The organism is Rhodococcus sp. K11/5 (assembly GCF_055193735.1).
This window is the reverse complement of sequence record NZ_CM143721.1, coordinates 3,639,817-3,653,056: the sequence shown is the minus strand read 5'-3', so window position 1 is coordinate 3,653,056 and position 13,240 is coordinate 3,639,817. Positions and strand designations below refer to the sequence as shown.

At 69.5% G+C, this 13,240-nt stretch carries 8 protein-coding genes (1 of these 8 cut by a window edge); 1 reads left to right on the top strand and 7 read right to left on the bottom strand.

The genetic code is table 11. From position 1 onward, the window contains the following. Positions 1–5: 5 nt before the first annotated feature. From ACY466_RS17120 to ACY466_RS17090, 7 genes are all read right to left on the bottom strand, one after another. On the bottom strand, positions 6–956 hold the full coding sequence (locus tag ACY466_RS17120; RefSeq protein WP_463246850.1) for a diiron oxygenase: 951 nt from the start codon (positions 954–956) through the stop codon (positions 6–8). Beyond that, complete coding sequence (locus ACY466_RS17115) at positions 953–1,822, bottom strand: prephenate dehydrogenase/arogenate dehydrogenase family protein (protein ID WP_463246848.1); 870 nt, start codon at positions 1,820–1,822, stop codon at positions 953–955. Before ACY466_RS17115 ends, ACY466_RS17120 begins: the two co-directional genes overlap by 4 nt. Beyond that, positions 1,819–4,071, bottom strand: a complete 2,253-nt coding sequence (gene pabB / locus ACY466_RS17110) for an aminodeoxychorismate synthase component I (protein ID WP_463246847.1) — start codon at positions 4,069–4,071, stop codon at positions 1,819–1,821. The genes ACY466_RS17115 and pabB overlap by 4 nt, the downstream gene beginning before the upstream one ends. Continuing rightward, the gene (locus ACY466_RS17105; protein WP_463246844.1) at positions 4,068–4,454 is read right to left on the bottom strand and encodes a chorismate mutase; all 387 of its coding nucleotides are present in this window, start codon (positions 4,452–4,454) and stop codon (positions 4,068–4,070) included. Before ACY466_RS17105 ends, pabB begins: the two co-directional genes overlap by 4 nt. 216 nt (positions 4,455–4,670) lie before the next feature. Then, entirely contained in the window at positions 4,671–5,579 is a 909-nt protein-coding gene (locus ACY466_RS17100; protein ID WP_463246842.1) for an ABC transporter permease, read from the bottom strand. A 1-nt stretch (position 5,580) separates the two neighbouring features. Beyond that, positions 5,581–6,387, bottom strand: a complete 807-nt coding sequence (locus ACY466_RS17095) for an ABC transporter permease (RefSeq protein ID WP_463246840.1) — start codon at positions 6,385–6,387, stop codon at positions 5,581–5,583. Next, positions 6,384–7,355, bottom strand: a complete 972-nt coding sequence (locus ACY466_RS17090) for an ATP-binding cassette domain-containing protein (protein ID WP_463246838.1) — start codon at positions 7,353–7,355, stop codon at positions 6,384–6,386. Before ACY466_RS17090 ends, ACY466_RS17095 begins: the two co-directional genes overlap by 4 nt. Before the next feature lie 248 nt (positions 7,356–7,603). Here ACY466_RS17090 and ACY466_RS17085 point away from each other — a divergent pair, with 248 nt between their 5' ends. Further along, a protein-coding gene (locus tag ACY466_RS17085; RefSeq protein ID WP_463246836.1) for a non-ribosomal peptide synthase/polyketide synthase crosses the window boundary here: on the top strand, positions 7,604–13,240 show its beginning. Its footprint extends 25,287 nt past the window's final position; 5,637 of the gene's 30,924 nt are visible here — the first part of the coding sequence; its start codon is at positions 7,604–7,606; its stop codon lies beyond the right edge, outside the window.

The following is a 13,240-nucleotide window of genomic DNA, read 5'->3' as shown; positions in this document are numbered from 1 at the left end:
CGGGGTCACTCGCAGGCGGCGAGTTCCCGTCGGAGCGCGGCGATTCCCGAGTAGTCCTGCACCAGCGGTTCTCTCGTCGCGTCGGCGGCGACATCGGCCATCATCGCCTCGCGTCCCGGCACTTCCTCGAGTTCGAGGATGCGGTCCCACGTCGTGAGGTCGTTCGACGCGAACGCAGCCATCGCACCGTCGAGTTCGCGCTGGAACAGCGCCCGATCGTCGATCGACAGGGTGCGGTAGACGACGACGGCCATCTCGGCCGCGATGGATGCGTGGCAGTGCTCGTCACGTTCGTGCAGCGCCACCGTCGCCCGGTTCACCGGTTGGATGTCGGGGCCGTCCTCGATGAGCTTCAGGTACGAGGTGATCGAGATCTCGGCCACCGTCGTGTAGGCGAGAGTGATGAGCGCGGCGGCCCACTCGTCGTCGGTCGCGCGCAGCCGGGCCCTCAGGTTCCGGACCGTGGCGGGCGAGGGGAGGTCCCGGTCCTGCACGGCCAGTCCGCGTTGCCGGCGCGTCAACGCGCTCGCTTGGAGGTGCATCAGCGTGTGGTACTGCTCGTCGACCATGGCCTGCGTGACGGCGACGGCCAGCGTGTCTCCCATGCCGGTGCCGAAGACGTCCTGCGCCAGCAACGCGAAACCGGGGTTGACCACGTGCTGCTCGACGTCCATCACGTTCTTGTTGAACGCGATCCAGGCGAGCGCCCGGATGCGGTGGCGACGGTGTTCGGGGAGGGAGGTGTAGCCCTCGTGTCGCGCGAAGGGCACGAGAGCGTCGGGGTAATCGTGCTTGTTCTCGTCGAACAATCCGTCCCACGTCGGTTCCGGCTTCTTCACCGTCGCGCGCCGATGCCAGTTGGCGGCCAGGCGGGCCACGACGGCGCTCTCGACGGGGGTCCGCGGGTCGAGGGACGGCAGCGTGGTCTCGAGGTCGGCGGTGGTGTCGATGGTCATGAGTGCTCCGGATCTGCGGTCGAACGGTGACGAAAGGGAACGGCGAACAGTGCCGCACAGTGTTCTCGGTAGGAGTCGGTGTCGGAGCCCAGCGCGGTCGCGGCCGTGGACATCGCGGTGGCGAACTCGGGTTCGGTGGCGGCGGCACTGTCGAGGTCGCGCACCGCGTCCGCGAGCGCCAGTCGAGCGGCTGCGGCGTACGGATTACCGTGCTGCACATCGTGATACACCTCGGGGGTGCCGGTCGCGATGCGAGCGAGCAGGGCGGACATCGTGGCGTGCGGTGGCGGTCCCAGGGCGAGGGCGAGGTCCGGATCGACGCCGAGCCGGGCCGCGGCGGTCCCGAAGGCGAGCACGGCGGCGTGGGTGAGCGCCTGGGTGGTGGCCACGGTGCGGTCGTGTTGCTCGGCGTCGACGCGCACCACGCTGGTGCCCCAGGAGGTGAGGAGATCGGTGAACTCGGCGACGCGGGGGTTGGCGTCGTAGACCACGAGTGCCGTCACGCGTCCCGACATGCCCAGGGACGGTGCGAACATCGGGTTCACCCCGACCACGCCGCACCGCGGCTTCGCCGCCGCCGCGCTGCGGGACATGTCGGTCTTCACCGACAGGGTGTCCACCACGAGTGCGTCGGGTCGAAGTAGGGCGGTCACTCCGGCGAGTGCTCCGAGGGCGGCCGGTTCGGGGACGGCCAGCAGCACGATGTCACTGCCGGACAGCGTCTCTCGCAGGGACGCGTCGGGCCGGGTGATGTCGCCGCCCGTCGCCCGATCGACGGCGTGCACGACGAGTCCGGACGCCCGGCACGCGTCGACGTACATGCGGCCGACGGCGCCCTCGGCGCCGACGACGGTCACGGTGGTCACGATCGGCGCGATCGCGCGGCGGTGGGTCGACGCGGGGGAGCGGGATCGTGCCGACACAGCGGCCGCGACGGAGGCGTGAGTTGCGCCGCGGCGATCGGGGCCGGCGCGAGCGAGAGCGCCTTCTGCACCGTCGACGCCTTCACCAGGGTCTCCTCGAACTCGTCCTCGGGATCCGAGAGGGCGGTGATGGCGCCGCCGATACCGAAGCGGACGCGGTCGTCGGTCACGACCATGGTGCGGATGACGATCGACAGGTCCGCGCTGCCGCTCAGCGAGAGGTAACCGATGCTGCCGGAGTAGACGCCGCGAGGCCCCTCCTCGAGGCGGTCGATGATCTCCATCGTGCGGATCTTGGGTGCGCCGGTCATCGATCCGCCCGGGAAGGTCGCCCGGATGCAGTCCACCACCGACGCGGCCGGGGCCAGCGTTCCGCGCACCGTCGAGACGAGCTGGTGCACCGTCGCGTAGGTCTCGACGCCGAACAGAGTCGGCACGTGGACCGTGCCGGCCGCGCACACGCGCGAGAGGTCGTTGCGCACGAGGTCGACGATCATCAGGTTCTCGGCGATGTCCTTCTCGCTGCCGAGGAGGTCGTCCCGCAACGCCGAGTCCGCGGCGTCGCTCAGTCCGCGTGGACGCGTTCCCTTGATGGGCTTGGATTCCACGACGCGGTCGTCGCCGATCCGCAGGAACCGCTCCGGTGAGGTGCTCACCACCGCGAAGGAACCGAACTCGAGCAACGCGGCGTGCGGAACCGGGCTTACTCGACGCAGGTTGTCGAAGGTGGTGACCGGGTCGATCGAGGCCTCGACCGACCCCGCGTTGGTCAGACAGACCTCGTAGGTCTCGCCGGCCCGGATCAGATCGAGGCATTCGCGTACGCGGTCGACGTACTCGGTGTGGCTGTGCCGCAGCGTGATCTCGGTGTCGCTGGGGTGGGTGGCGATGGCCGGAGCGGGCGCGTCCTCGGAATCCGCGACGTCGGGCAGCGCGGTCAGCAGCTCCGTCATCTCGTCGAGCCACGCCCGCGAGACCGGCTCGCCGGCCTCGGCGCTCAGGCAGAGCGCGAAGGCACGGTGACCGTCGTGGTCGAGCACCACGGCACGATCCGCGAACACCATGGCCGCATCGGGATCGGGGGAGGAGTGGGCGGCGCGGCCACAGGTCTCGGCCTTCAGCTCGTACCCCAGGTACCCGACGAACCCGAGCCGGAAGTCGAACGGCAACGGACGCGTCGGATCGTCCGGGGCGATCGTGGTCTCGCGCAGCCGATGGTCCAGAAAGTCGAAGAACGGACTGCGGACGGTCTCGACCCCGCCGTCGCTGCGTCGTACCCGGACCGTCGTCGACTCCACGTCGTAGGTGATGTACTCCGCGCGCGGGCCGTCCGCGTCGCCGATGATCGTGAATCGGGACGCGGCGTCGTTCTTGGCGCTGCCGTCGAGCCAGAAGCGTGTGTCGGCGTTCGCCGCGGGCGTTCGCCGGGCCAGGGCGTCGCGCACGGCCCGAGGATCGAGATTGCGCGGCACCTCGACGTGCTCGACGACGTAGCGAGGAGTGGGAGCAGGCGCGGGGTCGGTCGCGGTCGGAGCGGGCACGAAGGACGAGCCACCGTCGCTTCGCGACAAGTCCCGGCTCGCGCCGTTCTTCCGGGACAAGTCCCGGCTCGCGCCGTTCTTCCGCGACAGGTCCCGGAAGTTCCCCAACAGGCGCCGACCACCGTCGGACGAGATCGACTCGGGATGGAACTGCACACCCCACTGCGGCCGCGATGTGTGCCGCATCGCCATGAGGACGCCGTCGTCCGTCCAGGCCGTCGCCTCGAGGTCCGTCGGCAGATCGGCGACGACGAGCGAGTGATAGCGCACGACGGACAGCGGTGAGTCCAACCCGTCGAACAGGTCGGTTCCGGAGTGCCGGATCTGCGAGACGCGTCCGTGCATCGGTTCGTCGGCGCGGACGACGCGGGCGCCGTAGGACGCACCGAGGCCCTGATGGCCGAGGCAGATACCGAGAACCGGGAGGGTGGATTCGGCGATCACGCGGGCGCACACACCGAAGTCGTCGGTCCGGTCGGGGCGCCCCGGTCCGGGAGAGACCACCACGTTGTCGTACTCGTCGAGATGCAGGGTGTCGAACGGGACGTCGTTACGCACCACCGTCGGCCGCTGCCCGTTGACGTGCGTCAACAGGTCGTACACGTTGTAGGTGAACGAGTCGTAGTTGTCGATCAGCAGGGTACGGGTCATGCGTTGTCCGCACGGGGGTGTCGGTCGGCGTCCGAGGCCACCAGGGTGTCCTCGACCCGGCACGTCTCGGCGATGATCAGCTCGTACAACGACTCGAGGTAGTCCGGCGACATACCGTTGCGCTCGGCGAAATCGCGGGCACCGCGGGTGACCTCACCGACGCGGGCGGGCTGCATGACGGCGATGTCGTGATCGCGCTTGAGGCGGCCGATCTCCTCGCACACGTCGAGACGGGCACGCAGGGCGTCCCGCAGACGATGGTCGACGGAATCGAGTTCGCGGCGCAGTGACGCCAGCCGTTCGTGGGCATCGGTCGACACGGTCACCGCGGTGGCCAGGTCGGGGGCTGTCGATACATCGTCGCGGGAGTCACGAAGCGCCATTGTTCTTCCCCAATCGTTCACGCCGGTGCCGTCACTGGTTCATCGCTCGTAGGGAGGAATTCGTTTCCAGTGCTACGAGTAGATGGTTGTGATCTCGTACATTTCTGTATCGATCAACCCATCGGCACGCAACGTTCGATCGGAGCATATCGACCCTCGCGAAGTCGTGCCGAGTACGTGCGGGTGTACCCGGTCACCCGGCCACACCCCGAGAATTCAGCCGCGGCCCATCGCCGCTTTCCGGTAGCCGCGGATGGCGGGGACGGTGAACAGGACCGTCAGCGCGACGGCCCAGATGGCGGTCTGCATGAGCGGCTGCGCAATCGGACCGCCGATCGCGAGCGCCTTCATCGCGTCGATGGCGGTCGACATCGGCTGGTTCGCGACGAAGCCCTGGAGCCACGGTGGGTAGGCCTGCGTGGGGACGAAGCCCGAGTTGAAGAACATGAGCAGGGTGCACACCAGCGAGAGGAGCTCGACCAGTGGCAGTTTCGGAGCCATGACGGCCAGTGCCGTCACGAACGTCGCGAAGCCGGTACCCAGGAGCAGGGGCAGGCCGAAGAAGCCGATCGCGTGCAGAATGCCCTGGTTGAAACGGAATCCGATGGCGTAACCGACGAGCACGATGAAGAACGTCGTGAGTACCATCCGCACTGCTTCGGCCAGCAGCCGTCCCATCAGTCCGGACGCTCGATGCGTCGGCATCACCCAGAACCGGGTCAGCAGCCCGGTGCGCGCCTCGCGTTTGAGCGAGACACCACTGGCGAGTGCGCCGAAGACGGAGCCGACCAACGCGATCAGCGGCACCTGGCCGAAGATCGCGTCCTCGCCCGTCGCGCCCGAGATCGATCGACCCAGTACCACGGAGAACATGAGCAGCGTGACCGACGGGTAGAAGACGGTCTGAACCATGGTCAGCGGATCGCGGAACCACTTCGTCAACAGCCGCTTGGCCTGCAGGAGGCTGTGAACCACGAAAGCGGAGGGGCTGCGCTCGCCGCGGTCGCGATCCGCGGGCGGGAAGGACGAGCGCGGCTCGTGCACGGCCGGGATACGGATCTGCTCGGTGACGGCGTCGGACGCGGCGACGTCCTGCGTGCGGCCACGCGATGTCGGCATGGTCATGTCACTGCCTTCTGACGTTGGCCCAGATGGACAGGGGCGCGAAGAGAACGACGAACACGGCGCACCAGATCAACGCCGGCACCATCGACGACGCCACGATCGTTCCTTCTGCGAGGTCTCGCATCGCGGTGGCGAACTGCGAGATCGGCTGGTTCCGGGCGAACGGACGGATCCACTCCGGGAAGCCGTCCTCGGGGACGAACCCGGTGGAGAGCATGCCGAGGATCAGCTGGGGGAGCGTGAGTGCTTGAGATGTGGCCTCGGGACTGCGGCTGAGCACACCGATGGCGTCGCCGCCGAAGGCGAACGCGGTGCCCACCAGCATGGCGATGACCAGGAACAGCAACGACGGCAGAAAGCCCCCGGAGAACCGGAAGCCGATGAGGACGCCGTAGAAGATGGCCATGGCCAGCGAGAGCGCGGAGCGGAACGTCGCGCCGGCCATACGGGCCAGCAGTGGTACCGCCGGTCCGATCGGCATGGTCTTGAAGCGAGGGTTGATGCCGTTGAGCTCTTCCTGCGCGCCGCGGCTCGCGGCCGAGATCGCCGTGAACGCCATGGCCTGGAGCACGATGATCGGCATGACGAACTGGGCGTAGTCGATGCCCTGCGTGCGCATGACGAAACGCAGCGGAAGGTAGAAGCCGATGGTGAAGATGGCCGGCGCCAACAGGGCCACCGTGAGCTCGTGCGTGCGGAGCTGGCTCGCGATCACCCGGCCGGTGAGCGCCTGCCACTGTTGGAACGACGACAACTCGGGAGCTCGGTGGCGCCCCGCCCGGGCACGGGCTTCGGTCGTCGCGGTCACGATCGAGACTCGACCGGACGAGCCGGCTGCGCGGTGAGGGAGAGAAAGACATCGTCGAGCGACGGGCGGCGCAACCCGATGTCGGCGAGCTCGACGCCCGCGAGGTCGAGCCGTCGCACCACCTCGGTGAGGGTGCTCGGCCCGTGCGGGGCCGGGATGGACATGCGGTCGGGCTCGGAGTCGACGACGCGGTCCGACGATCCGGCGATGCCCACGAGGATCTCGTGGATGCGGGGCAGATCGTCGGTGTGCACCGGCACCACCTCGCAGTAGCTCGCGCCGGTGCGCGATTTGAGCTGGTCGGCGGTGCCCTCGGCGATGACGGTGCCCTTGTCGATGACCACGATGTTGTCGCTGAGGAGGTCGGCTTCCTCGAGGTACTGGGTGGTCAGCAGGATCGTGATGCCGTCCGCCTTCAGCCCCTCGACGAGATTCCAGACGCTCTGACGGCTGCGCGGATCGAGTCCGGTGGTCGGCTCGTCGAGGAACACCACCTCGGGCCGGGTGACCAGGCCGCAGGCGATGTCGATGCGGCGACGCATGCCGCCGGAGTACCCGGACACCTTGCGAGCCGCGGCGTCCTCGAGGTCGAACTGTTCGAGGAGCTCGGCGCCGCGGGCGCGGGCGGACTTCTTGCTCAGACCCATGAGTCGACCGAAGAGTTCGAGGTTCTCCTTGCCGGTCAGACCCTCGTCGAGGGCGGCGTACTGACCGGTCATCATGATGCGTCGGCGCACCTCGGGGGCGCTCTTGACGACGTCGAAACCCGCCACCGACGCGTAGCCGGTGTCCGGGCGCAAGAGGGTGGACAGCACGTTGACCGTGGTGGTCTTGCCGGCCCCGTTGGGGCCGAGAACACCGAGAACCGAGCCGGTGGGAACGGTAAAACTCACTCCCCGCAGAGCGTGTACGTCCCCGAAGGATTTGGTGATGCCGTCGACGTGGACGGCCACTCCGGGAGATGGCATGACAGCGAGTATGTCACGACGATGTCGACGACACGGTTCAGCCGGGTCGACGGTCGAACCACCACCTCGTGACCCAAAGAAACTTTTGGTCCGTACGTAACGTGGATAACAAGTTATTCGATACATTACTAGCGAGTCAGTTGCCGTGGCTCAGGGAAATAGCACGACAAACCACTCTTTTCTTGCACATCGGAACAGAACGACGCGTCGACCGGACGCGCATCGACGGACAGGGGGGATTGCTCTACATGCGCGATCGCTCCCTCGTCTCGTCCGATCGGGTGCGCACGCTCGCCGATGGCTCCGTGTCCCGCCCGCAGCCGGAGACCTTTCCCCTCTCCGACGCCCAACGCGGACTCTGGTACGCCCAGCACGCCGCCCCCGACGTCCCGATCGTCATCGCGCAGTACGTCGAGATCCACGGCGACGTCGATCCCGACGCGTTGGCGCAGGCGGGTATCGACGCCGCAGCCGAGATCGGCTCCGGAATGGTGCGCATCGTGGAGGTGGACGGCGAGCCCCGTCAGTTCGTCGATCCCGACGCACCGTCCGTCGTGAGCCGGATCGACCTGCGCGGAGCGAGCGATCCGCACGTGGCCGCGCTGGAGTGGATGCGCGCCGAGTACAGCACCCCCGTCGACCTGCTCGCAGACCGTCTGATGGCTGCGGCCGTGCTGCGGCTCGAGGACGAGCGGTGGTACTGGTACGCCCGCGCCCACCACATCGTGCTCGACGGCGTGGGGGCGAAGAACTTCACCGAACGCGCGGCTGCCGCGTACACGACCGCTGTCTCCGGCCACGCGGTCTCCGTGACGACGCCGATGGAGCCGCGCGAGCTGTTCGAGTACGAGGCGGCGTACCGCACGTCCGATCGTTTCGTCCGCGACGCCGAGCACTGGCGTGAGGTGACCCGCGACCTCCCGGACCCGCCCCGGCTGACCTCGGCCCCGGCCGCACCCTCGGCCCTCTCGCGCATCGCCGCCGACGCGCTGCCGGAATCGACGCTCGCGGTGCTCGCACGTCGGGCGGAGGCCACCGGCGGAAGCTCGGCTCCCTTCGCCATCGCGGCGTACGCGATCTATCTGGCCACCATGGCCGGAGTCGACGAGATCACGCTCTCCCTCCCGGTGACCGCGCGCACAACGGCGTCGAGTCGGCGGTCGGGCGGGATGTTGTCCAACGTCGTGCCGTTGCGCCTCGACGTCGGCCGCGACCGCGCCCTCGAGGATCTGCTGACCGCGGTGGGTCGCTCGGTGACCGGCGCGTTGCGACACCAGCGCTACCGACACGAGGACATCCGCCGGGACGCGGGGGACAGCGGACTCGGCCTGTTCGGCCCGGTCGTCAACATCATGCTGTTCGGAAACGAGATCAGGCTCGGGGATCTCGTCGGCCGCTCGCACGTGCTCACCACCGGTCCCGTCGACGATCTCGCCCTGAACGTCTACGAGGGTGAGGACGGGCGGCTGCACGTCGACTTCGAGGCCAACCCCACCCTCTACTCGCAGGCGGACCTCGACTCCCATCACCGCCGCTACCTACGGGTGCTCGAATCGGTGCTGGGGCACGATCCCTCCTCGACCGTCGGCGAGATCGATCTGCTCGACGCGAGCGAGCGCGGCGTGCTGGTCCCGGCGTCGGGTCCACCGGGCGCCGCGCCGACGACTCTGCGGGCGCTGCTCGCCGCCGCGGTCGTCGATCCGGAGGCCCCCGCTCTCGTCACCGACGACGCCACCCTGACCTACGCCGAGCTCGATCGGTACTCCGACCGCCTCGCGCGGGCCCTGATCGCGTCGGGCGCCGGACCGGGTCACGTCGTCGCGGTCGCCGCGCCGCGGTCCGTCGTCGCAACCGTCGCGGTGTGGGCCGTCGCCAAGTCCGGTGCGGCCTTCGTCCCCGTCGACCCGAGCTACCCCGACGAACGGGTGCGGCACATGCTCGCCGATTCCGGGGCGACGTGGGGGGTGACGACGCCCGCTCTGCGTGCGTCCCTGCCCGACGACGTCCGGTGGCTGCTGCTCGATTCCGATCCGTCGGAGGCGTACTCGCAGTACGACGGTGTCGACGGACACGACGAGCCGACCCGGGTCGAGGCTCGGCCGGGGGACCCCGCCTACGTCATCTACACCTCGGGATCGACGGGCGTGCCCAAAGGCGTCGTCGTCTCCCACGCCGGGGTGGCCGACCTGGTCGCCGATCAGCGCGAGCGTTTCTCGATCACCGCGTCCGCCCGGGTGCTGCAGGTGGCGTCGCCGAGTTTCGACGCGTCGGTGTTCGAACTGCTCATGGCCGTCGGATCCGGCGCGACCGCCGTGATCGCGCCCCCGGACGTGTTCGGCGGCGCCGAGCTGACCGACCTGCTGATCCGGCACCGCGTCACCCACGCGGTGATCACACCGGCCGTGTTGGCGGCCACGCGTTCGGCGGGGGTGACCGACCTGCGCGTGCTGGTCACCGCCGGTGACGTGTGCCCGCCGGAGGTCGTGGCGGAGTGGGCACCCGGACGCACCTTCGTGAACGCCTACGGGCCCACCGAGTTCACCGTGATGGCCACTCGCAGTGCCGCGCTGGTTCCGGGCGCGCCGATCACCATCGGGACACCCGTGCAGGGATCCGCCGCGGTGGTCCTGGACCGTCGACTGTCCCCGGTTCCCGTCGGTGCCCCCGGCGAGCTGTACGTCTCGGGGCCCGCCGTCGCGACGGGGTACCTCGACCGGTGGGGGCTCACCGCCGGCCGCTTCGTCGCGGATCCGTTCGGTCACGGGACCCGGATGTACCGCACCGGAGACACCGTTCGGTGGGTCGGCGACGGTGCCGGCGGGTACGAACTCGAGTACCTCGGCCGCAGCGATCAGCAGATCAAGGTGCGCGGACTGCGCGTCGAACTCGGCGAGATCGACGCCGTCCTCGCCGCGCATCCCGGCGTGGCGCAGGCGGCGACCATCGGGCGTGTCGACCCCGCGGGCGGTACGCGCTTGATCGCCTATCTCGTCGCCGACGACGGCGCCGAACTGGACGCCGATGTGGTGGAAGCCGCTGCTCGGCATCGTCTTCCGGCGCACCTCGTGCCCACCGTGGTGGTTCTCGACGCACTGCCGCTCACCGGCGCGGGCAAACTCGACCGGGCCGCGCTCCCCGATCCCGGCCGCGCCTCGACCCGCCCGTATCTCGCCCCCGAGGGTGCCGATCAGCTGGCCGTCGCGGCGGTCTTCGCCGACGTGACCGGCGCGGCCGAGGTGGGCGCGGACACGGACTTCTTCGAGCTGGGCGGCGACTCGCTGACGGCGACGACGGTGGTGGGTCGGCTCGGCGAGAGCGTCGGGGTGCGCATCGCGGTGCGTGAGCTCTTCGAGTTCCCCACCGTGTCCGCACTGGCGTCGCGCCTGGGGTCCCTGCGGGCCGAGCGGTCCGGCTCGGCACCGGCGCTCGGCGCGGTCCCGACGCGGAGACCGGACGTGCTCCCGCTCTCGCCTGCGCAACGACGACTCTGGTTCCGCAACCGGTTCGATCCGACCTCCGGGGCGGACAACATCCCGTTCTCCGTCACGATCACCGGCTCGCTCGACGTCGCCGCCCTGTCGGCCGCGCTCGCGGACGTGGTCCGGCGACACGAACCGCTGCGCACGATCTACCCGGACGGTCCGGAGGGGCCGCACCAGCACATCCTCGACGAGCCGACGCTCGCGCCGTCGGACCCGACGGTGCTCGATCCGACGCCGGTGGACCGCGAGGCGCTCGCCGCAGCCCTGCGAGAAACCGCGACGACCGGGTTCGATCTGACCACCGAGTTGCCCTTGCGCACAGCGCTGTTCGCGCTGCCGGGCGAGGACACGCACGTGCTCGCGGTCGTGCTCCACCACATCTCGGCCGACGGGTGGTCGGTGTCCCCGCTCGCGCGGGACGTCGCCGCCGCCTACGCCGCGCGGGTCGACGGCTCCGACCCGGCGTTCGCCCCGCTCCCGATGCAGTACGCCGACGTCGCGGTGTGGTTGCGCGAGAACCTCGGCTCGGAGGACCACCCCGCCTCGGTCGCCGCCGAGCAGCGCCGGTACTGGGAACGCACTCTGGCCGCAATGCCGGATCAGCTCGACCTGCCGTTCGACCGACCGCGCCCCGCCGTACCGTCGGGCCGGGGATCGGTCGTCACCACCACGGTGGACGGCGCCCTGCACGACGCGATCGCCGCACTGGCACTCCGACATTCGGCGACGCCGTTCATGGTGGTCCACGCCGCGTTCGCGTTGCTGCTGGGACGGATCTCCGGCACCGACGACGTGACGGTGGGAACTCCGGTCGCCGGGCGAGGGCATCACGCGGTGGACGACCTGGTGGGGATGTTCGTCGGCACCGTCGCCCTGCGTACCCGAATGGACCGATCGTGGACCTTCGAGGAATTGCTGCGGTCGGTGCGCGAGACCGATCTGTCCGCGTTCGCCCACACGGACCTGCCGTTCGAGCGCGTCGTCGAGGTCGTCGACCCACCGCGCGTCGCCGGTCGGTCCCCGATCTTCCAGGTCGCCCTGTTCTTCCAGAACCTCGCGCGCGCCGAGTTCACCCTTCCCTCCGTCTCGATCGCGGTGGACGAGATCGCCACCGACACCGCACCGTTCGATCTGCGCGCGACCTTCTACGAGCGCGACGAGCACGCCGGGATCGACGTGCAGTTCTCCTTCGCCCACGACGTGTTCGACCGTGGAACGGTCGAGACGATCGCCGAGCGTTTCCTCCGTGTGCTGCGCGCCGTGGTCGCGCATCCCGCCGCACCCGTGGACACGGTGGATCCGATGAGCCCGCGCGAACGGCGTCGGGTGCTGCATGAATGGAACGACACCGCGGTCGCCGTGCGCCCCGGAACGCTCGTCGGCCGTTTCGATGAGCAGGTCGCCCGGACCCCCGATGCCGTCGCGCTCACCTACGAGGGTGTCCACCTCACCTACGGTGAGTTCTCGGCGCGGGTGAACCGGCTGGCCCGCCATCTGATCGAACGCGGTGTCGGCCCCGAGGTGTACGTCGGTGTGGCCGTGCGGCGTTCGCCCGAGATGATGGTGGCTCTCTACGCGGTGCTGACCGCCGGCGGTGCCTACGTGCCGATCGATCCGGACCATCCGATCTCGCGCAACGCCCTCGTCGTCGACGCCTCGAATCCGCGCTGCATCCTGACCACCGGGGATGTCGCGGGTAGGCTCCCCGAGCACCCCGCGGTGCTGGACGTGCGGACGTTGTCGCTGTCGGGGTACGCGTCGGGACCGGTGGGGGACGCCGAGCGACTCGGGACGCTCACGGCCGACACCGCCGCCTACGCGATCTTCACCTCGGGCAGCACCGGCCGCCCGAAGGGTGTGGTGATCTCGCACCGCGCCGTCGTCAACCAGCTCGACTGGAAACAGCACCGGTACCGGCTCACGGAGCAGGACGTCGTGCTGCACAAGATCGCGGTCACCTTCGACGTGTCCGTGTGGGAGTTGTTCTGGCCCGGCCAGATCGGCGCCCGCACGGTCATCGCCACGCCGGACGGCCACCGCGACGCCGCCTACGTCGCCGCGATCATGCGGGAGCAGTCGGTGACCGTGGCGACGTTCGTGCCCACCATGCTCGCCGCGTTCGTGGCCGACGCGGGCGATCGCATTCCGGAGTCGCTGCGGGCCGTCTTCGCCATCGGTGAGGCGCTGCCCGCCGAGACCGCCGCTCGCCTGCGTGCCCACAGCGACGCCGAGGTCCACAATCTCTACGGCCCCACGGAGGCCGCGGTCAGCGTCACCGCCCACACCTACCGCGAGTCCGACGCGCACACCGTCCCCATCGGAACCCCCGAATGGAACACGCGCACCTACGTTCTCGACGCGCGGCTGCAGCCGGTCCCCCCGGGGTCGGTCGGAGAGCTCTAT